Here is a 21,127-nt window from a genome sequence, read left to right on the forward strand (position 1 = left end):
AACCATAAACGAATAAAGGCAAAACTAAAAGGCATGAGCCCGGTACAGTACCGAACTCATGCGCTAAAGGCAGTCTAACTATATACTGTCTAACTTTTGGGGGTCACTTCAAACCTGCGTGGCTCCGTTAATTTTGTTTCATAATTAAAAGCAATTGCCTTCTTCTGTTTCCCGATAGAGCCTCTGTTTCAAAATTGTTTGTAATAATGAATCTACACTTATGAAGTGTATGCATAAATATTCATACACCACAAATAGTGCATGCCCGTTCATTCACATCTTGTGGTGGAGCTTTTTCATATTTAACCTAATAACAAAAAAATCATGAGATCGCCAAAGATGATTCTCATGATTTTTACTTCTTCTTTTATAGGGTCAATCCGCCGTCAACGACAATGATCGATCCCGTCATATAGCTGGAGCTATCGGAGGCCAGAAAAGCGACCACCTCAGCCAGTTCCTTCGGCTCAGCATAGCGTCCAATTCGCATATTCGGGAACTCCTCCGGCACATATCCGCTTTCTTGAAGCTGCTTTGGAACGGAATCTGTCAAGGTTGTCGCGACTCCACCCGGACAGATTGCATTGATCCGTATCCCTTTTCGCACATATTCGATGGCGGCTGCTTTGGTTAATCCGGCCACCCCGTGCTTACTTGCTGTGTAGGCGGCTAGACTATGCTCCGCGCGTAGTGCGGTCGTCGAAGCCGTGTTGATAATATTGCCATACCCTTGTTTATCCATAACCTGAAGAGCGTACTTCATGCCAAGGAAAACCCCTTTCAGATTGACATCCAGCACCCGGCTGAATTCCTCTTCAGAGATATCCTGGAACCGGCCAAATTTCTGAAGCATACCGGCATTGTTGAATAGAACGTCGATTTTGCCATACGTCTTAACGGTCGTTTGCACATAGTTCTGAACGTCCGAGCTGCTCGATACATCCGCCTGCACGAAGATGCCTTCTCCGCCCATACGCTTGACAAGTTCAAGCGTCTCCAGTCCAGTGCTCTCGTTATAATCGACGACAACAACCTTAGCACCGCCTGCTGCAAGCTTCAAGCTGCTCGCCCGTCCGATCCCGCTACCAGCCCCGGTAACAATAACGACCTTGCCTTCAAGGTTGGGAGCAGCAGCCAGGTTCGGTACTTCACTTTTCGGTGCTGCTTCAGGAGACGGGTGGTCAAAGATGAGCTTCGACAAGTCGTCTTGCAACGATTGCAGTACTTCTGCCGGAATGTTTACTTGAGGTAATGCCGCCAGTTGATCCAAGGTGAAGGAAGAAGCCATTTTAAAGGTAGGTTCCTTGACAAACTCGGGCAAATGTCTGGTCAACACCGCTACCGCTTCTTCATGATTCAGAAGCTCCCCAATTTTGATATTCGCGTTGTACGTCATAATATCTTACCTCCTATATGATGATCTTTCTGCTAACGTTACATTTAGAACAAGACAGGAATCTCCTCTAGACCTCGTATAATCATCCCAGGACGCCATGCCAGGTTATCGCTTGTCGTCTTCAACCGCAGTTCTGGCATTCGTCGAAGCACCATGCCGATGGCGATTTCACCTTCCAATCGGGCCAGAGGCGCACCGAGGCAGTAATGAATCCCCTTTCCAAAGGCGATATGGTTATTCGCCTCTCGGGTGATGTCGAAGTTATCCGGCTCTGTGAATTGCTCACTGTCCCGATCTGCCGATGCGAAAGAAATAAACAACATCTCGCCCTTGCGAATCTGCTTGCCTCTCAGCTCTACATCCTCCGTCACCCATCGAATGTTACTAACCTCAGCAGGCCCGTTATAGCGAAGAATTTCTTCGATCGCAGAATGAATAAGCTCAGGTTGACTTTGCAGCCTTTCCTTCTGTTCCGGATGTTCCAGTAAAGCAAGTATGCCGTTCCCGATCAAATTCACCGTCGTTTCATGACCAGCAATGATAAGTACGAATACGAGTGCGTACAACTCATGCTCGGTTAGGACATCCCCTTCGTCCTCGACGCTGATCAGATCGCTTATTAAATCCTCCTGCAAATGGTTGCGTCTTTTTGCGATCAAGTCCTGCAAGTAATCAACGAATGCCATCATCACGGCATCGCTTTGCTCTTCAAATTGAGGATTGTTAAACCCTTCCATAATCACATTGGACCATTCGTGAAATTTATCCTGATCTTCGATCGGAACGCCCAGCATTTCGCAGATCACAATAATCGGAAGCGGGAATGCGAAATCTTCGATAAGATTCATTTCCCCCTTGTCCTGCACCTTATCGAGAAGTTCATTGCTGATCTCCTCGATACGCCCTCTGAGCCGTTCGATCATACGCGGCGTAAACGCCTTCTGAATCAGACGACGCAAGCGGCGATGATCCGAAGGATTCACACTCAGCAAGTTGCGGGAAATGATCTCCTTGTGCAGCGGACCAGATGGTCCATTGTTCTCGGCCATGTATGGAGGGTTCGTCACGAAACGCGAGTCATTCAAGACTTCCACAGCGTCGTCGTATCGAGTGATAATCCATGCATAGTGTCCGTTCGGCATGAGAAAACGGTACACCGGGTCTTGATCGCGAACTTCGCTGTAGGCAGGATACGGGTTGCGAATAAATGTTTCGTTCAGAAAATCGATTTTTGACATTGGTTCCCTCCGCTATACGATTTGGGTTAAATCCTTGAAGGTATTAATTGTTTCTAACCGCGTTGTTAAATTGCTCCAGAAGCATGCCAAGCGCTTCCTCTGTCATCGCTCCTCCAGAAAATGGCAACAGGGCACGCAACGGCATATAACGCATCATCGCCATCATCATTTCTGAAGAAACGGCGTCAGAAGGCTCTGCCGATTGAGAAAACATCCCTTGCAAATATTCCAGGATCGGGCGAGTCTTCGGATTCTCCATTATTTCACCAAGTGTTGTGTTGCGATGAAACGTCGGTACGAGCTCCGTCGTTGACTTTACGTTCAAGGTTGACCTAAGCAAGATATCGCGGGAAGAACTGCCGATCAAGACTTCATATTCGCTCGATTCAACATGCCAATCGTTCAGTTCGGTGTTGTAATAGGCGAAGCTTCGCTTATCAAGTGAGAACGAAACCTTTTTCTTTTCCCCTGGCTCAAGCGCAACCTTGACGAATCCTTTGAGTTCCTTTTCCGGACGAATCACGTTTGAAGTCGCGCAGCTGACGTACAGCTGAACAATTTCTTGCCCTGATCGGCTGCCCGTATTCTTCACATTCACACTTACGTGAACGGTATCTTGATCTGTAATATCACTCTTGTCCACTGTAAAGTCGGAATAAGCAAACGTGGTGTAGCTTAGTCCATAACCGAATGGGAAGAGCGGTTCGATATCCTTCGCTTCGTAGTACCGGTAACCGACTAATATCCCTTCGCGATATTCCACCCGGTCCCCTTCGCCAGGGAAGTAAGGGTGTGACGGGTTCTGCTTCAAGCTCTTCGGGAACGTCTCTGCCAGCTTGCCGCTCGGATTGGCGTCGCCAAACAATATATCAGCCACGGCTCCCCCGACAGCTTGCCCGCCCAAATACCCCTCTAGTACTGCCTTAACCTTCCCAAGCCAAGGCATGACAATCGGTGCGCCGTTGCTCAGCACCACAACAATGTTCGGTTGGACCGATGCGATTTTTTCGATCAGGTGCACCTGGTTTGCCGGCAAATTGAGGTGCGTCCGGTCATAGCCCTCCGATTCGTAGCGGTCAGGCAGACCGACGAACAAGACGGCAATGTCGCAATCCTCAGCCAACAATTTGGCCTCTTCAAGCTTAGCTTCGACGGTGTCGTCAATATCCAGCTCGTAGCCTTGTGCATAACGGATCTCTGCCCCGTTGCCGGACGATTTCTCGATTTCATCGCGAATGTTATCCACCTTCGTCGGGTTAATATGGGAGCTGCCGCCGCCCTGATAACGAACCTGTTCAGCCAGGGCACCGATAATCGCGATCTTGCCCGTTTTCGGCAGAGGAAGCAGGCTGTCGTCGTTTTTCAGCAACACCATCGTCTCCCGAGCGGTTTCTCGCGCCAACTGGTGATGCGCTTGCTTGTCATAGACTGCATTAGCTTTATTGTTATCGACGGCTTTGAAAATTACAGTTAGCAGACGCACAACCGCTCTGTCCAGCGCCTCAACGGACAATTGCCCACTCTTCACAGCCGCTACAATTTTCCCTTGACCGACACCATTGCTGGACGGCATTTCAAGCTCCATGCCAGCAGCTACACTGTCTGCCGCTTCATTCACGGCCCCCCAGTCGGAAACGACGAATCCTTCATGCCCCCACTCTTCCTTCAGAATGTGCGTTAGAAGTCTCTCATTCTCGGAGCAGTACGACCCGTTCAGTCGATTGTACGCCGACATGACTGTCCAAGGCTGCCCTTTTTTGACGGCAATTTCGAAGCCAGTCAGGTAAATTTCGCGCAGCGTGCGTTCATCCACGACCGCATCTGTTGTCATCCGGCGATGCTCCTGATTGTTAACAGCAAAATGCTTCAGCGATGTCCCTACGCCTTGGCTTTGCACGCCTCCGATATGAGCGGCTGCCAGTTCCCCCGTCAGATAGGGGTCTTCCGAGAAATATTCAAAGTTCCGGCCGCACAGCGGCGAACGTTTAATGTTCGCGCCCGGACCTAGCAAAATGGCAACGTTCTCCGCCTGACTTTCCTTGCCCAACGCCTCGCCGACGCGGTGGATGAGCTCCCGGTTCCAGGAGCTTGCCAATCCGGCTGCGGACGGGAAGCAGGTAGACGGAACGCTTTCGTTCAGCCCCAGATGATCCGCATTACCCGCCTGCTTGCGCAGGCCGTGCGGTCCGTCCGTCATCATAATGGATGGAATACCAAGGCGGTCAATCGCCTTCGTTGACCAAAAGGTAGCTCCGGAGCAAAGTCCGGCTTTCTCCTCCAGTGTCATAGCAGCTATCAATTCGTTGATGTTTCTTTCCATGTGGTTCTCTCCTCAGCTATTAATCTAGTCGACCTGAATTGCTTTGAGATCCTGATTCAATCGGTCAATAGCCTCAGCCGACAGCAGCCCCCCGCCGAATTCGATTACGGTACGCAGTGGAACACCCATTGCATCCTGCAATTGCGGACTATCTTCAAGAATAGGCAGCTCAGTCTGTATTAATTGTTTACATGCGGGATTTTTCCAAAGTACGCCCAGTTGAACGTCCACACTATATTCATGGACTTCTTCGTTCAACAACAGCTCTTGATTCGAAGCAAATTCACCGAATACATTCTTGATCCAAGCCGTGCACAAACCGAACCATTTGGCAGCATCTGTATCCGCCATTGACAGCAATCCGCCTGAAGTAACTGGCTTTGCGAGGGACAAGCCATGGACGCCGTTCCGGAATATATGCAGCTCGAACGGTACTTTCGCGCGATCCATAGCCGCCGCGAATGCCAACGCATTGTTAACAGGTACAAGCGTATCCGCGAACGTATGGAAGATAAACGCGGGCGGCGTGGAAGCATCGACCTCTTCATCCACGCCCGGTACAGGTACGGGGAAGATGGCGCTCATCGACGCCAAGATGCATGGATAACCGAGGATCATGGCATTCGGCCTTACTCTCCCCATTGTGCCTAATGCCGCGGCTAAATGTCCTCCAGCAGAGAACCCGCAGACTGCCACTTTCTCCGGATCGATCCCCCAATCGCGGCTGTGCTCCCGGATCAGCTCCAAAGCTTCTTCCGCATCGTGAAGCGGTTTCGGGAATGCGGCATGTTGATTGACGGAGTATCTTAGCACGAACGCTTGATATCCTTCCGCCAGGAAGGCCATTGCAACCGGTTCGGCTTCCCTGTCCGAACAACCCCGGTACGCACCTCCGGGAAGGATAAGAATGGCCGGCCGGATGTGGGTGTTCGGCATCTCTTGCGATGAATCCAAGAGATAAGCCGTTAATGTAACATTTTCATTGGTTAGCAGTTGGGTAAAAGTTCTCATCTACGTTTCCCTCGCAAACTTAATAAAATTTTATCCGATGGGCAATGCCATAAGCTGTTCATCCAATCGATCGAGCATATTCGTTTCCATCGGATAATAAGCAGAGAGATCTCGAAGCGTTGCATCTCCGATCGAAGCGCTAAGCGTATCTGGATTGAGCGACTCCATGCCCGGAGGAAGAACGCTTTGAATCACGGCACGAGCGCCTTCATGGCGAAGCAGCTCGATCAGCGGTGTCTTGGTGCTAAGCTGCTTGATATAACTCTTAGTTGGTGCATAGTAAATGATATAGCTGCCACTGGACAGTTCCAGCTGCGTTTCTTCACCTAGCTGAACGCCAGCGATCAAGCTCTCACTTACACTCTTGCCGTTAATCTCGATGGCTGTTAAGTCCGCATAAGGCAATCTAACGTTTGCTTCTGCATTGAACGGTATGACGAAATGAAATGTAAGATGCCCTTCATCACTAAATGTCCACTCGCTTTTATATAATCCTGCCGCCGACTCCACTTGAGCCTTTGCCCACTTTAAACGGAAATCCGGTTGAGGAGCTAGTTCCACACGACGGAAGCCCGGTGCATCTTCCGTCGGATTGATACCTGCAACGGAACGGTACATCCATTCCACAATCGCCCCGTATGCGTAATGGTTAAGCGAATTCATGCCCGTACTACTTATTTTGCCGTCCGGCATAATCGAATTCCAACGCTCCCATATCGTCGTTGCACCCATTTTCACGGCATAGAGCCAGCTCGGATAGTCATCGTTTAATAGCAACGTATAGGCTAGATCGTTACATCCGTATTCCGACAGTACTCGATTGAGGTAAGGGGTGCCGACGAAGCCGGTCTTCAAGTGATTCCGATCGATCTTGAGCCGCTTGCGAAGCCCATCAACCACTTTCGGTTTGTAAGCGTCCGGAACCAGATCCATGAATAAGGCCACCGCATAAGCCGTTTGCGTATCGAGAGCGAGCCGCCCGCTTTTCGTGAAAAATTCGACTTCAATAGCTGCTTTCACTTCATCCGATATACGCCCATAGTAGTCAGCCAGCTCGTCTTTCCCGAGCACTCTTGCCGCTTTCGCCGCCAATTGTGAGGAATAACGATAATAGGCCGAAGCGATAAAGTCCGTGTCGGTTCCGCCCATCGGAGAATCCGGATTACTTCCGTCAAGCGCCAACCAATCGCCGAAATGGAAGCCAGTCGTCCATAGTCTCCGTCCACCAGATTCTTCATCCGCACGGACAATAAAGTCGACCCAACTTTTCATACTCTCGAATTGCTGTTCCAGAATGGCTTTGTCCCCGTAATGGAGATATACGTTCCATGGAATAATCGTCGCCGCATCTGCCCAGGCGCTGGAGCCGCCTCCCTGCACATTAGCAGCTGGAACGACCATCGGAACCATGCCATTCCGATCCTCTTGTTCACGGCCCATATCGTATCCGTATTTGCTGAAGAAGGCATACGTGTCCATGTTGAAATTTGCCGTGCCGGAGAACACCTGTGCATCCCCCGTCCACCCCATTCTTTCATCCCGTTGCGGGCAGTCCGTCGGAATATCGAGGAAATTGCCTTTCTGTCCCCACAACGCATTTAGGAATAAACGGTTTACGAGTTCATTGCTCGTTTCAATGGTTCCGATCTCCTCCATATCGGAGTAAAGGACGCACCCGGTGAAGTCATCCAGATTCAGTTCGCCTGGCCAGCCTTCAACCTTCACATATCGGAAGCCATAGAACGTGAAATACGGTCGCACGAATGCTTCTGAGCCATCAGCTGTATATTGATATTCCGCCTTGGCAGTTCGCAGGTTCTCACGATAGAAGTTGCCATCTTGCAGCACTTCGCCATGTTGGAGACGGATGACGGTGCCTTTCGGAGCGTTGGTACGGAATCGCATCAAACCGACCATATTCTGCCCCATATCAAGTACGGTTTCACCTGCCGGAGTATGAATGACTTCGATCGGCTTACGTTCTTCTTTAATGACAACAGGCAAGCTAATCCGTGCTTCTAACCGGTCGTAACCGATCGCGCCTTCGCGGACAGCGAAGGTTTCCGATGATTCGAATGTCGCATCGTAAACTTCACCGTCATAAAGATTGCCGTCCATCACTTTGCTCTTGGTTGCCTTCCAGTCCGTATCAGATGAAATAACAACTTTCGATCCGTCAGAGTACGTTACAACGATTTCACATAGAAGGGCGAACTCGTTTCCGTACAACTCAGCCGAATGTCCGTCGAAGCCGAATCTTCCTTTATACAATCCGTTACCGAGACTGACTGCTACTTGGTTCTCGCCTTGCTGCAGCAATTCCGTCACATCATAAGTTTGATACTGCAGCCATTTCTGGTAAGCGTTAAAATGGGGAGCGAGGTACTCGTCACCGGCTTTCTCGCCATTGATTTCCATTTCATACAATCCCAGTCCGCAAACATATGCACGTGCAGACGTGATCGGCGCACTTAACTCAAACGATCTCGCAAGGACCGGATGAATGTCCTTGTCCATCTCTGGAACAATCCATTTGGCGACCCACGGTTCTTCTAGCTTCGCGGTCTCGAACCACGCGGTCTCGCTGACGGCATGATCACCGTTATCCGCCCACACTTCCACTCGCCAGTAATAACGGGTTCGCGGTTGCAGTGCAATCGATAGCTCAAACGCGATACTATCGATATCCTCTCTCTTGCCGCTGTCGTATAGAACGGTTGTAAATTTATCATCCAAGGCGACCTGGTAACGAGCGGCAGTCTGTTTCTTTGCGTCCGTCTCCGTCACGACATAGGATAAACGCGGCTTGTCGAGCGCGAATCCTAGCGGATTTACGATACGGTTGGTTTTCAATCGAGTGATTCTCATAGTCATATTCCTCTCTTTGCAGTTCATATTTCTTAACTAAAGATAACAAAACCTCATTCTGAAAAACTATGTGAAATCACGCCATTTTCATAACGCTCCCAAGCGATTGTGAAGCTGCCGAAACGCTGCAGGCGTCGTACCGAAATGCTCCTTAAACAACCTGTAGAAATAATTCATATCATAGATGCCGACCTTTTCAGCGACAGCCTGAACGCTCCAATCGGTATATTGAAGCATTCCGCAGCTGTGGAGCATTCGAATTTCTTGCAGCATTCGTACATAGGATCGTCCGGTAAGGGATTTAAACAAGCGTTGAAAATTCCGGGTACTCATGGACACGAACCGACTGATTTCCGGTATAGGAAGCGGGTTCACGAATCGAAATCCCATATGTTGGACTGCTTGGTGAATCGGAACCTCATTACTTTCAACACAATTCAAATCCGTCTTCTGCGGTTTGGTTTGAAGCATTACCATCAGCTTCTTCCATAACGTCAAAAGCCCAATGGGAGCTTCTATTTGCTTCTGTTGTTCTGTAAGCATACAATCCAGAAGCTGCTTGAATTCGTCACCTGTCTCGCGGTATACCCGCCAATGCTTAATCTGACACAACTCCGCTGCGTCCAGCATATCGGGATAAAATAAGCAATTGATGAGCTTTAGCGGTCGTTCACCTGTTAACTCCTTCGGCTGGAATACGTGAGATACGTAGGCCGGAATGAGAAACAAGTCGCCTTTGGTCACGCTCAGGGTACTTTCACCGATATAGTGCAGTCCCTCTCCCTCTGTAACATAAGCGACTTCGATACAATCATGCTGATGTCTCATCAGATAAGGTGCCTCTTCAGTCAATGCCGTATGGAAAGGTACATTGTCCTTGATGAAAAAGCTTCCTGGAAATATTGTATAATCCATCCTAACTGCATCTCCTTTCATCAGCAAACGTAATCACATTAACCTATGATGTCTTTTCTACGCTCTAACTCGTCCAAGATGTACGTGTATTGTTTTTCCAGCGAGTAAAAGAACAGCAGAACGGCAATACATGCATAAATGACTAGCGGAATATAAATATTAAAAATAATGATCATCTGCTTGACGGACTCCATCTGAACCGTTGCCCCTTCCTGGTAATGACCCCAGGCCAGCAGCCAACCGATTAAGGCAGTCCCGAATGCAGTGCCGATTTTGCCAAAGAAGCCGCTAACGCTATTTGTTAGTCCGACGATGCGCTGTCCATGCTTCCATTCTCCGTATTCGATCGTATCCGCCATGAGCGGCGAGAGTACAATCATCAGCGGAATCATCCCGAACGCTTGGATCAAGGAACCAATTAGACCGAGTGCAACACTCGCCGGATCGATAAGACGAAGGAGCAAACCGAGCACCCCGATAATGAGCCCAAGGATTGCCGTATTCCGCCTGCCGATTCGCTTGATAGCCGGTCCAGAGAGCAAGAAGACGACGATGACGGGAATAAGACCGATGCCGCCCATGATGCTGACCAGATTGACATCGCCCCAGATATATTTGGCATAATACATTCCGGCAGTGCCAGACAGAGCAAATAAAATGTTGGCTAACATGCCGGCAGCAGCGATGATAAGCCAGAATTTGTTCGTGAACAACAATCGGGTCCCTGCCCATAAGGACAACGACTTCTTGACCTCGCCCATCTCTTTCAGTTGTTGCGTATTGTACTTCTCTTTCGTCGCACGGAAGGTAATATAAATACCGATGGAGGCAACTGCTCCGAATATCGCAGCGAGCAGCATCCAATCCTGCTTTTCGCCTCCCATCGCATTCACCATCGGAATGAATCCAATTGCCACAACCATCCCTGCCAAATATCCGAATCCCGAACGATAGATGCCCATGAGAGATCGATCTGCCGGGCTTCTTGTCGTTAATACCATCAGACTCACATAAGGAATGGAAAGGGGTGTATATACGCCTATAAAGAACAAGATATTGGTTGCAACCGCGTAGGCAATCTTCACTCCGGGATCCGCATTAGGTACCGAGAACAGAAGTAAAATCGATACAAACATTGGAATGACCATCCACAGCAGCCATGGGCGCGCCTGCCCATGTTTGGATCGGGTCCGGTCCACGAGCACGCCCATCCCGACATCGGCCACGGCGTCCAGCGCTTTGGTCAACAGCATGATCGTCCCGACCAACCCTGCAGAAACCCCGGCGATATCCGTATAGTAGTATGTGATCATCCCGAGCAAGCCGGTTGAGATATTAAGGGAGAATTGCCCCATCCCATCTCCCATCAATGTCTTATTTGATAGTTCTCTGTCCATACATTATTCCTCCTAAGTCAGTCACCCAAATCTGTATAAGCCAAGTTTAAAGGACAAATCAATGTGATTAAATAACTATATACAAAGGTAGGATAGTTGAATCTTAACCTAAGAAAGAATCTCCAATTTCCCCCTCGCTCCAAAGAATGACAAAAAGCCGCGTTTTCACGCGACTTTTGTGTGCTGCATTATGGCTGAAGGACTACATCAAATGATGCAGAGCTTCCGCTTGGGGCAAGCACCTTCACTCTGAAGCTTGTAATCTGCGTACCGCCATAAGAAGTGTAAGTAATAAAACCACGTTTGGGATCAATAGTTACGGAATCGGCCGTACCGCTTGCAGATGGCCCATAATTAATTTTATCAATATAGAACATTAGATTTAACAATTCGTTGCCATCATGACTAGAGGTAAGAGCAGTTGGGTCTTGGACCAGCCAATTATCGGTAGGATTCAATTCATCATCAAAAGTTCCGGGTGCATGATAAGCTACAATGGAGTCAAAAAATTGATCCGAAACCATTATTTTATTGGCCAACTTCTCATCCCATAGGTAGAGTCCTGCAGCAAGATCTGTTTTGGATACATTCATTGCTCTAGATTTATCAAGCGCAATGGATGTTATCGAAGGAACTTCATTTTTCACATTGATATCAAAGCTTGCTATTTTATCCTCACCCTTCCCGTCTTTATAAACAACAAGAATGGTGGCCTTTCCTTCTTTGAGTCCTAATACGTACCAATGACCGTTACTTCCTTTCACCGCTTGCGCTACGGATGAATTACTCGATGCTGCAGAGTGAACGGTGTAAATATTACCGGATACGAACTCGCTGCCTTTCATTGGAATCATATTGATTTCTTTCGCAAATTTTTCGTATTTGTTTATCAAATAAGTCGCATCTGTGACTGTCTCTCCCCAATAGTCTCTAACAGCAACCACCGTCGACAAATAGTTGAATGGCAAGAGTACCGGTGCTTCAAATATTGATTTACCCATCGAATCCGTAGAGAGTTTAGGATCAAAGGTTTGTACATTTGTTGTTAAAGAATTTATCTCCTGATTGCTTACCTTCGTAAACAAAGTCGCTTTGAATGCAAATTCAGATTCACCCGCGTTACCCGTGTAGAATCTGAACGTCTTGTCAAACATCGTATTGATGTCAAAATCTTGATAAACAGCATTCGCAACAGTACCAATAGGTCCAGATGCGTCACCCATACCATTAGGATATGCTTGGAATACATACTTATAATTTGTATAAAGCGGATTCACTGACAAGTCTTTTTCTTTACTTCCCATAAAAGCGCCGAATGCATTGCCGCTGCTATGTTTGAAAGTCATCCGCACATAGTATTGATTAGCATCATCATATTTCATTTCTTGACCGTACTGATCATAAACCTTAATTCTGAATTCGTTGCCCCAGAAGGGCATTTGGTACTTGCTCGGAGCCGTAGAAAATTTTAAATAATCGGCTTTGCGGGCATTGCCGGTATTCATTTGGAACTGAGCTTTCACTTCTGGATTGTCTTTCAAGAATACAGTTATGACCGCTGAACCTTTTGCATCAACCGACTTCAATGCGATTTTACCTTTATTTTTCCCGCTAGTTGAAATAAAGTTCTTCGCTTTCGATGGATCGGTCTCAAGCGTTACTACTCCATTGCTAACGATAAGTAGTTTATCTGCTTTATCCACGATTTGATCTGGTGTCAGCTTAGTCCCTTGTGCATCATTAATCTCAAGGGGGATATACATTTTCGCATCGACCGAGTCGTCTTCATGCACTTTGTCGCCTTGTGCAAGTTCAAATGCATAATTGCTGAACTGTATAGCCGACGGAACCCCAGTTGTCCGGATATGGACGGACTTTGTTATAGTTTGACCTGAACCATTAGCATATAATGCAACCGTAATGTCTTTTTCTTTGTCACCAACGGAGGTTAGTTTAATATCAGGTGCTTCATCTCCGATCAATGTGTCGATGAAGGCATTTGAACCGTCTCCTCTTTGCAGATCCGGATCTAATGGCACCACGGAGACCCATTGATTTAGTAAGGCTTTGTCCATAACGCGGAGACCGTATTGATCATAGGCTTTTAAATCCAGATAAGCGGATGATTGAGAGGGCAAATACTCCATTTTAGCGTTCGAGTCGTTTTTTAAATCTCCGACTTCAATTTTAGTTACCATGGGTTGAATACCGACTTGATATGTTTTTGTTAGCGTAATTCCGCTATCCATATCTCTGATAATAACCGAAATGACGTCATTTGTTTTTACACCGGCATTTTCAATGATATTTATGGCTTGTTCACCCGGTATTGGAGTAAATGAAGCATTCATAACCATGATGTCCAGATTGTTGGCAGTTTTTGAAGATGGGGTACCATATTGATTAAGTGCTTTGAAATCAAGACGCAGCTTTTGGCCCGAGGACAGAAGCGGTAAATGTTCATCTGCTGTTACGAATTCTAGCTTTGTGATTTTTTCTTTTGTTGTCGTGATTTGAGCCGTACTATTCTTACTGTCAACCTGATAAGCTCCGCCTAGGCTAACTTTCCACGTATCGTCTTCAAATTTCTTATCAGATACGAGTGTTGCAGTTGTTTTATCCTCGCTCCAACTCGTTTTAAAGCCCGTGCTTGCCTCTACCCCATTCTTATAAACGGATAATGTTACAGCGCTCGTATCCGCTACTGGCTGATTCAATTGAACAGAAAGAGCGTTGGCGTCGGTAGCCATTAAGGAAGAAATCGCATAGGCCTTCTTATAATGCTTGGTTTCATAAGAAGCAATGACCAGGTCCTTGCGGGTCACCGCCAAACTGCCCCCGAATGAGCCGTCTCCGTCCACAGTCAGCAGCTTCTCCTTTATAGCCAACTCCACATATCCTTTGGCCCAATCAGACACCGTCTTGTCCTCCACACCTATTGCAATCTTTGCTTCTGCTTCCTTACCAAGTGCACGAATTAAGAATGCCGCGAGCTGCTCTTTCGTTACCTTTCCTGCAGGGTTGTACGTTTCTGGCGTATCTCCGGTGGTTATTCCGGCTTTTGTGATCGTTTCAATGAAAGGTAAGGCATATCCATTGGCAGGATCATCAGCTAACACATCTTTATAACTGGAAGCTTTCAGCGACGAATCTACTGGTAAATTGAAAATTAGTGCAGCTGCTTTGGCAAATTGAGCTCTGTTCATAAACTCGTTAATACCAAAACGATCGTCATTTATACCATCGAACACGCCTGATGAAATCATTTCTGAAAATTTAGCTTTCGTTTGAACATCAAGGTCGCGAAGATCGCTGAATTGTTCGGATGATTTTACCTGTTCTGCCCCCATTACAGGCGATACAGAGCAAGCAGATAATATCATGGAAACTGCTAGTATACTGGATACTTCTTTAAATGTACGTACTTTTGCCATTGTTCACCCTCCATTGTCGACTCTTACCCCCAAAAAATCAAAACCAGAATAAATCTATTTAATTACGATCATCACCCCGCATTTAAAGCGCTTACAAGTCGCATTTTGATTATATGTTGGATTTGTATGGCATCGAAATAGCTCATAACAAAGATTGAATAGCTATTTCTTAACATCTGCCTGCGTTTAAGGGAAAATAAACAAAGGCGCTCAGTGGCAGCCTCTATTAAGAAATCCACACGAGACAAAGCTTTGAGATCGCTCCCAGAAGATCAAAAATCAATTGATATTGGCAGGATTAAACATATCCACCATTCCCTTATTCGGCTAATGTAATTGTGAATACCAATCCAATTGTAAAGGAGACAAGAACAATGTTTGAACATCATAGGCGCTCACTAGATAGACTTGTCGAGATACTTAAAACGGATGCATCCATTCAAGCGGTGATTACAGCTGGTTCTATCGCACAGGGCAAAGCAAAGGAAACTTCGGATGTTGATGTCTACCTGCTTGTAACAGACGAATCCTATGACGAACGAAAAAATGATAATCTGCTCTCGTACAGCAACCACGAAGTATGCGATTATGAAGGCGGATACATCGACGGAAAGATTATCAATCGACGTTTTTTGGAGTTGGCCGCTGAGCGAGGAAGCGAGCCAACCCGCGCTTCGTTTATTGGGTCTAAAGCGATTTATTCCAAAATTCCGAATTTGGATGCGCTCCTTTCGCAAATTCCCGTTTATCCTGAGAAAAACAGAGAAAAAAATCTGACGGTTTTTTTTTGCACAAGTGTATCTGTACGCCTTCTATTTCGCAGGGGAAGCCGTCAAGAAGAACAACCCTTATCTACTGTCACACTCGGTCAGTAACTTGGTGTTATTTAGCGGGCGGATTATTTTGGCGCACAACCGCATCCTTTTCCCATGTCATAAGTCAATGATGGCCGCCATTGAAAACGCCACTGAGAAGCCGGACCGTTTCATTGAGCAGGCAAATGATCTCGTGGAGAGTCCGACGTTTGAAAAATGCATGGACTTTGCAAAGATGATGCTAGGTTTCCGAATGCCAGAAATTTCATTTGAACAAGCCGTCAGCCTTTTTGTCGAGAATAATGAATGGAATTGGATGGACCATACCCCGCCTTTACAGGACAGATAATAATACTCAACGGCGCAGACCTGAAATCAACATGAGAAGCCGTTTCGGCTAACCAGTAGGAGGAATATCTTATGTTAAGCATTACTCGCATTCAATGCGAATATTTAACGAATCCGATCGGCCTCGATAAGAAGACGCCGGTGTTCGGCTGGCAAATATCTTCGGATAGGCGCAACACGTTCCAGTATTCTTATCGGATCATCGTTCGTCAAGAAGATCGTGTCGTATGGGATAGCGGCCGGGTCGAATCCCGACGAACGTACGCCATTGCGTACGATGGCGATCCTTTGGTTTCTCGAACGGAATACCATTATCGAATCCAGATATGGGACGACACCGATCAACATGCCGAAAGCGAAGTGAATACGTTCGAAACGGCTTTGTTTAACGAAGCCGATTGGACGGCATCCTTCGTAGAACCCGAGCCTTTGAGCGTATTGGAACATAACCCGTATACGACCGCGGAGCGGATTTGGCATGAATTCGTCGGCAAGATGATGAGGGGCGAGCAACCGGAATACGTCGATTTGGATGCGGTCATGGCAAGTCTCCCGTTGCAGCCCTATCATCCGGCCGTCATGATTCGCAAAGCATTCGGCGTTTCCAAGAAAATCAAAAAAGCCAGAATCTATATGACGGCCCATGGCGTTTATGATATCCAAATCAACGGAAAGTCGATCACCGATGCGCTTTTGGCTCCGGAATTTACTTCCTACGATAAGCTTCTGAAGTATCAAACCTACGATGTAACGGATCATCTGCTCGAAGGAGAAAATGCGTTGGGCATCACCATAGCGGATGGCTGGTACAAAAGCAAGTTAGCGACTGGGCGCGGCAACGATTATGGGGATACGCTCGGATTGCTGCTACAATTAGAAATCATTTATGAGGACGAGACCGTGGAAACGATCAATTCCGACGAAACTTTCCGATTCAGTTACGATGGACCGTACCGTTATGCGGATTTATTTAGCGGCGTTAAATACGATGCCAGAATGGAAAAGAACGGCTTTTCCGCTGCAGGCTTCGATGATTCGATGTGGGGCAACGTACGGGCGGTGGATTTCGATAAGAAACGGTTATTCGCGCAGTCGCATCCGCCTATTCGAGCCGTTGCCGTGCTTGATGCGGAACGCATTATAACAACGCCCGCTGGAGACACGGTCATCGACTTCGGTCAGAATATCGCTGGATATGTTCGGGCACGAATGACCGGTTACGAAGGAATGGAAGTCACGTTCGAACACGGCGAAACGTTGGATGAGAACGGCAACTTTTTCTATCCTTTCCTGAATGAACATCGCAATCAAACGGATATTTATATTTGTCATGGAAAGGGTCCGGAAGTGTTCGAACCGAAATTCACTTACCATGGTTTCCGATACGTACGAGTCAAGGGATATGAAGGAGAGCCAACGCTCGATCAATTTAAAGCTGTCGCGATCAGTTCGGATAATACCATCGCGGGCGACTTTCAATGCTCGAACGAACAACTCAATCAGCTTCAGTCGAACATTGTTTGGAGTCAACGCTCGAACATGATCGGCATCCCGACCGATTGTCCGACAAGGGAAAAAGCGGGTTGGACCGGGGATGTCGTCATATATGCGAAGACGGCGCTCTATAACCAGAACCTCATCGGCTTCTTCGAACCTTGGATTCGAAATCTCAAAGCGGACCAACTGGAAGACGGACAAGTACTCAATATCGTTCCGAAGCTTAGAAGCTATATGCATATGCACTTTTCAGGATCGATCGGTTGGGGCGACATCATCGTGACGTTACCATGGCATTTGTATCAATGCTATGGCGATATCCGAGTGTTATCGGAGCATTTCGATGCCATGGAGAAGTGGCTCAAGCATTTAGAGAAGACCGCCTCGGAACTTCCGCCGGAAGTTGCGTCACTGGAAGGCAGGCGGTTAGAAAATCAACGTTATCTGATCAACACCGGATTTCATCTCGGAGATTGGTTAGTCCCCAGCATCGTCAACGAAGCAGGATTCGCGGATGGCCCGATGTCTGCGTATTTAACCAAGGATTTAGTCAGTACTTCGCTTTATGCGAACTCTACAGATATTTTCAGCCAAATCTGCCGGACGCTTGGGTATGCAGATAAAGCGAACGAATATCAAAGCTTGAACGAAAGAATTCGTCAAGCTTATGAAGAGGAATACGTTGCGGAAGATGGAAGCTTGAAAAATCCGTTGCAAGGAAGCTACGTGCTGGCCTTGCAGATGCGCATGGTGTCGGATGCCAAGAAGCCGCTCTTGGCGGCCAAACTCGTTGAGTTAATCCGTTCAAACGGCAATCGACTGGATACCGGCTTCATGTCGGTTCCTTACCTATTGGACGTCTTGTATGACAACGGATTCAGAGACGTCGTCTATGAACTGCTGTACCAAAATCAATATCCGTCGTGGCTATATGAAATCAAGAACGGGGCGACGACCATGTGGGAATCGTGGGACGCGATCCGGCAGGACGGTAAGGCGGGAAGTTGTTCGTTTAATCATTATGCCTTCGGCTGCGTCGGCGACTTCATCTACCGGAGAATGCTCGGCATTCAACAAGAAGGCATCGCATACGATCACATCGTGATCAACCCCGACTTTTCGTGCGGACTCGACTACGCAAGCGGTTCATACGACAGTGTACATGGCCCGATTCGAGTGGATTGGAAACAAGACGAAGAGAAAAGAGAGGTCAAACTTCGTATTCCAGCCAACTCAACTGCAACACTGCTGCTCGATGACGAGGAGCCTATACAACTTGGTAACGGTGAATATGAATGGACAAGAGTTCGGATCGAAAAAAAACAAAGTAAAATTAACAACGGATAAATGAAGGAGATTCTATGATTCGAAAATCTTTTAATGCTAACTGGATGTTTGGCCCGAAAATGGGCGCAATGGACGTATGGTCGGTCGCTCAAAAGCAAAAGCAGATCACGTTGCCGCATGATGCCCTCATCGAGAACGTGAGGCTTAAAGAAGGCGGCAATCGCGACATCGGGTATTATCCCGAGGGCAAATATGAATATAAGAAGACGTTTTTCGTTCCTGCCGAATATCGGAATAAGCGGGTCACGATCGAGTTCGAAGGCGTGTATAACCAAGCAATGGTCTATATCAACGGCGATTTTGCATGCCAGCGTCCTTTCGGTTACAGCCAGTTTTACGTGAAGGCGGACCGTTTTCTGCAATACGGCGAGGAAAATGAAATCAAGGTTATCGCCGTGAATCAGAAAGATTCACGCTGGTACTCGGGTGCGGGGATCTATCGCAATACGAAGCTGATCGTTAGCGATCTGGTGCATATCGCCATGGACGGCGTCAAGATTACGACACCTGATATTAATCAGGAGCATGCGCTAGTAAGTGTGGCGACAGTAATTGAAAATGAAAGTTTAGGTACTGTGACTTCATATGTGCTGACTGAACTCATTGATACCGATGGCACTATCGTTGCAAAGGACCGGGCGCCAATCACGACATTCGCTGGAGAGTCAGCAACACTTCGACAGCGCTTGCTTGTGAAGGCACCGAAGCTTTGGAATGTGGAGCAGCCGAATCTATACACATGCAGAACGACGTTAACAGCGAGCGAGGGGCAACTAGACGAAGAAACATCGACCTTCGGCATTCGTTCACTTACGTTAGATACCGAGAGAGGACTATGTATCAACGGAGAAACTGTTAAACTTCGGGGTGCTTGCATCCATCACGACAATGGCATAATCGGTGCAGCGACAATTGAAAGAGCAGAAGAACGGCGGATAGAGATTCTTAAGCAAGCAGGATTCAACGCTCTGCGCAGTGCACATAATCCGATTAGTAAAGCATTGCTTGATGCGTGCGACCGTCTCGGCATGCTCGTCATGGACGAGAGCTTCGACATGTGGACAGTTTCCAAGACCGACAATGATTATGCAATGAACTTTCCTTCTTGGTGGGAGAGAGATATCGAGGCCATGGTGGACAAGGATTATAACCACCCTTGCGTTATCCTGTATTCGATTGGCAATGAGATTACGGAGACCGGCCGCCTGATTGGTTCCATGTGGGGACGTAAGATCGCGGAGAAAATCCGTTCCATCGATAATTCCCGGTTTATCACGAATTCCATTAACCTTGTGCTTTCCGTCATGGATGATTTGGTGAAGCATTATACATCTAGCATGCAGGGTGGTGGCCAAATCGAAAACACTGGCATTAACAACGTGATGAACAACATGGGAGAAGCAATGGCAGCGGTCGTCGTCAGCGAGTTGTGTACCGAGAAAACAACTGAGTCGTTCTCCTGCGTTGACGTCGCCGGATATAATTACGCAGATGCCCGTTACATCATGGACAAAGAACTGTTTCCGAACAGGATCATTGTCGGTAGCGAGACCTTCCCGAGTAAAATTGACAAGAATTGGGGACTCGTGAAAGAGAACGTCCACGTGATCGGCGACTTTACCTGGACGGGCTGGGACTATTTGGGTGAAGCGGGTATTGGAAGAGTTCTTTATGACGATAAGGAAGCGGGATTTATCGTCCAAGCCCCATATCCTTGGCTCACAGCTTGGTGCGGTGACATTGACATTATCGGTAACCGGCGGCCAGTTTCGTATTACCGAGAGATCGTTTTCGGGCTTCGGATGGAGCCCTACATCGCTGTTCAACGGCCTGAGCATTACTCCAAGAAAGCCAATCTGTCGACATGGAGCTGGAGCGATTCAGTCTCCAGCTGGTCTTGGAACGGTAACGAAGGCAAACCGGTCAAGGTAGAAATATATGCCGATGCTGAAGAAGTCGAACTTCTTGTTAATGGCCGATCGGTCGGTAAAGCTCCAGCAGGCGAAGTGAATCGGTTCAAAGCGGAGTTCGACACAGTTTACGAGGCGGGAGAATTAACCGCGGTGGCGTATAGTGGCGGGCAAGAGACCGGTCGAATGACGCTTCACTCGGCAAGCGGCAACGTGATCCTCAAGGCTGAAGCGGACCGGTCGGAGATTGAGGCATCAGATCGTGATTTATCGTTCGTGATGATCAGTTTGGTCGACAAGGAAGGAAATCTCTATAACACTGCTGACCGTAAGGTGTTGGTCAAGGTTGAGGGCACGGGTATACTTCAGGGCTTTGGTAGCGCCGATCCTGCATCTGAGGAGAATTTCTTCAACGATGAGAGAACTACCTTTGACGGCAAGGTTTTGGCGGTTGTTCGACCAACGGACGCCGGCACGATCACCGTAACAGTCGCTACTGAAGGTTGCTCACAGAAGACCATTCAAATCCATGCACGTTAGTTGAAGATGAAGAAACAAGCAAAGGAGGCTATCCCCATCTCTGGTGATAGCCTCCTCGCTTTGTCTGTGTTCGTTACTAGTTTACGATCTC

13 protein-coding genes are annotated in these 21,127 nt (G+C 47.6%); 5 read left to right on the forward strand and 8 right to left on the reverse strand.

All coding sequences use genetic code 11. The annotated features are described in order from the left end of the window. A partial coding sequence (locus AC58U0_RS11670) for an IS3 family transposase (RefSeq protein ID WP_497379487.1) occupies positions 1–78 on the forward strand: 78 nt, incomplete at its 5' end. Between the two features lie 289 nt (positions 79–367). Here AC58U0_RS11670 and AC58U0_RS11675 read toward each other — a convergent pair. The 8 genes from AC58U0_RS11675 to AC58U0_RS11710 form a co-directional block, all read right to left on the reverse strand. Next, positions 368–1,138, reverse strand: coding sequence for an SDR family NAD(P)-dependent oxidoreductase (locus tag AC58U0_RS11675; protein ID WP_497379488.1), 771 nt, complete (start codon positions 1,136–1,138; stop codon positions 368–370). A 302-nt stretch (positions 1,139–1,440) separates the two neighbouring features. Further along, positions 1,441–2,634: a cytochrome P450 family protein gene (locus AC58U0_RS11680; protein WP_497379190.1), complete on the reverse strand. Its 1,194-nt coding sequence runs from the start codon at positions 2,632–2,634 to the stop codon at positions 1,441–1,443. 43 nt (positions 2,635–2,677) lie between these two features. Next, positions 2,678–4,954 (reverse strand): beta-glucosidase, encoded by a 2,277-nt coding sequence (locus AC58U0_RS11685; RefSeq protein ID WP_497379191.1) that lies wholly within the window; start codon positions 4,952–4,954, stop codon positions 2,678–2,680. A 24-nt stretch (positions 4,955–4,978) separates the two neighbouring features. Next, the gene (locus AC58U0_RS11690) at positions 4,979–5,965 is read right to left on the reverse strand and encodes an alpha/beta hydrolase (protein WP_497379192.1); all 987 of its coding nucleotides are present in this window, start codon (positions 5,963–5,965) and stop codon (positions 4,979–4,981) included. Between the two features lie 30 nt (positions 5,966–5,995). Continuing rightward, complete coding sequence (locus AC58U0_RS11695) at positions 5,996–8,833, reverse strand: alpha-L-rhamnosidase (protein WP_497379193.1); 2,838 nt, start codon at positions 8,831–8,833, stop codon at positions 5,996–5,998. An 87-nt stretch (positions 8,834–8,920) separates the two neighbouring features. Continuing rightward, positions 8,921–9,748, reverse strand: a complete 828-nt coding sequence (locus AC58U0_RS11700) for a helix-turn-helix domain-containing protein (RefSeq protein ID WP_497379194.1) — start codon at positions 9,746–9,748, stop codon at positions 8,921–8,923. A 38-nt stretch (positions 9,749–9,786) separates the two neighbouring features. Further along, on the reverse strand, positions 9,787–11,145 hold the full coding sequence (locus AC58U0_RS11705) for an MFS transporter (RefSeq protein WP_497379195.1): 1,359 nt from the start codon (positions 11,143–11,145) through the stop codon (positions 9,787–9,789). A 188-nt stretch (positions 11,146–11,333) separates the two neighbouring features. Beyond that, on the reverse strand, positions 11,334–14,579 hold the full coding sequence (locus AC58U0_RS11710; protein WP_497379196.1) for an S-layer homology domain-containing protein: 3,246 nt from the start codon (positions 14,577–14,579) through the stop codon (positions 11,334–11,336). Positions 14,580–14,953: 374 nt separating this feature from the next. On the opposite strand from AC58U0_RS11710, the gene AC58U0_RS11715 reads away from it, so the two are divergent. From AC58U0_RS11715 to AC58U0_RS11730, 4 genes are all read left to right on the forward strand, one after another. Then, on the forward strand, positions 14,954–15,454 hold the full coding sequence (locus tag AC58U0_RS11715) for a nucleotidyltransferase domain-containing protein (protein WP_497379197.1): 501 nt from the start codon (positions 14,954–14,956) through the stop codon (positions 15,452–15,454). Between the two features lie 28 nt (positions 15,455–15,482). Beyond that, entirely contained in the window at positions 15,483–15,743 is a 261-nt protein-coding gene (locus tag AC58U0_RS11720; protein WP_497379198.1) for a hypothetical protein, read from the forward strand. Between the two features lie 71 nt (positions 15,744–15,814). After that, the gene (locus tag AC58U0_RS11725; protein ID WP_497379200.1) at positions 15,815–18,586 is read left to right on the forward strand and encodes a family 78 glycoside hydrolase catalytic domain; all 2,772 of its coding nucleotides are present in this window, start codon (positions 15,815–15,817) and stop codon (positions 18,584–18,586) included. Positions 18,587–18,600: 14 nt separating this feature from the next. After that, on the forward strand, positions 18,601–21,036 hold the full coding sequence (locus AC58U0_RS11730; protein ID WP_497379201.1) for a glycoside hydrolase family 2 TIM barrel-domain containing protein: 2,436 nt from the start codon (positions 18,601–18,603) through the stop codon (positions 21,034–21,036). Positions 21,037–21,127: the final 91 nt, after the last annotated feature.

The sequence above is a fragment of the Paenibacillus sp. J31P190 genome, from assembly GCF_059692075.1.

Bases quoted from the DNA above. Each gene is read 5' to 3' on its own strand.
- AC58U0_RS11680 (WP_497379190.1), bottom strand. From the start codon at position 2,634: ATGTCAAAAATCGATTTTCTGAACGAAACATTTATTCGCAACCCGTAT.
- AC58U0_RS11685 (WP_497379191.1), bottom strand. From the start codon at position 4,954: ATGGAAAGAAACATCAACGAATTGATAGCTGCTATGACACTGGAGGAG.
- AC58U0_RS11690 (WP_497379192.1), bottom strand. From the start codon at position 5,965: ATGAGAACTTTTACCCAACTGCTAACCAATGAAAATGTTACATTAACG.
- AC58U0_RS11695 (WP_497379193.1), bottom strand. From the start codon at position 8,833: ATGAGAATCACTCGATTGAAAACCAACCGTATCGTAAATCCGCTAGGA.
- AC58U0_RS11700 (WP_497379194.1), bottom strand. From the start codon at position 9,748: ATGGATTATACAATATTTCCAGGAAGCTTTTTCATCAAGGACAATGTA.
- AC58U0_RS11705 (WP_497379195.1), bottom strand. From the start codon at position 11,145: ATGGACAGAGAACTATCAAATAAGACATTGATGGGAGATGGGATGGGG.
- AC58U0_RS11710 (WP_497379196.1), bottom strand. From the start codon at position 14,579: ATGGCAAAAGTACGTACATTTAAAGAAGTATCCAGTATACTAGCAGTT.
- AC58U0_RS11715 (WP_497379197.1), top strand. From the start codon at position 14,954: ATGTTTGAACATCATAGGCGCTCACTAGATAGACTTGTCGAGATACTT.
- AC58U0_RS11725 (WP_497379200.1), top strand. From the start codon at position 15,815: ATGTTAAGCATTACTCGCATTCAATGCGAATATTTAACGAATCCGATC.
- AC58U0_RS11730 (WP_497379201.1), top strand. From the start codon at position 18,601: ATGATTCGAAAATCTTTTAATGCTAACTGGATGTTTGGCCCGAAAATG.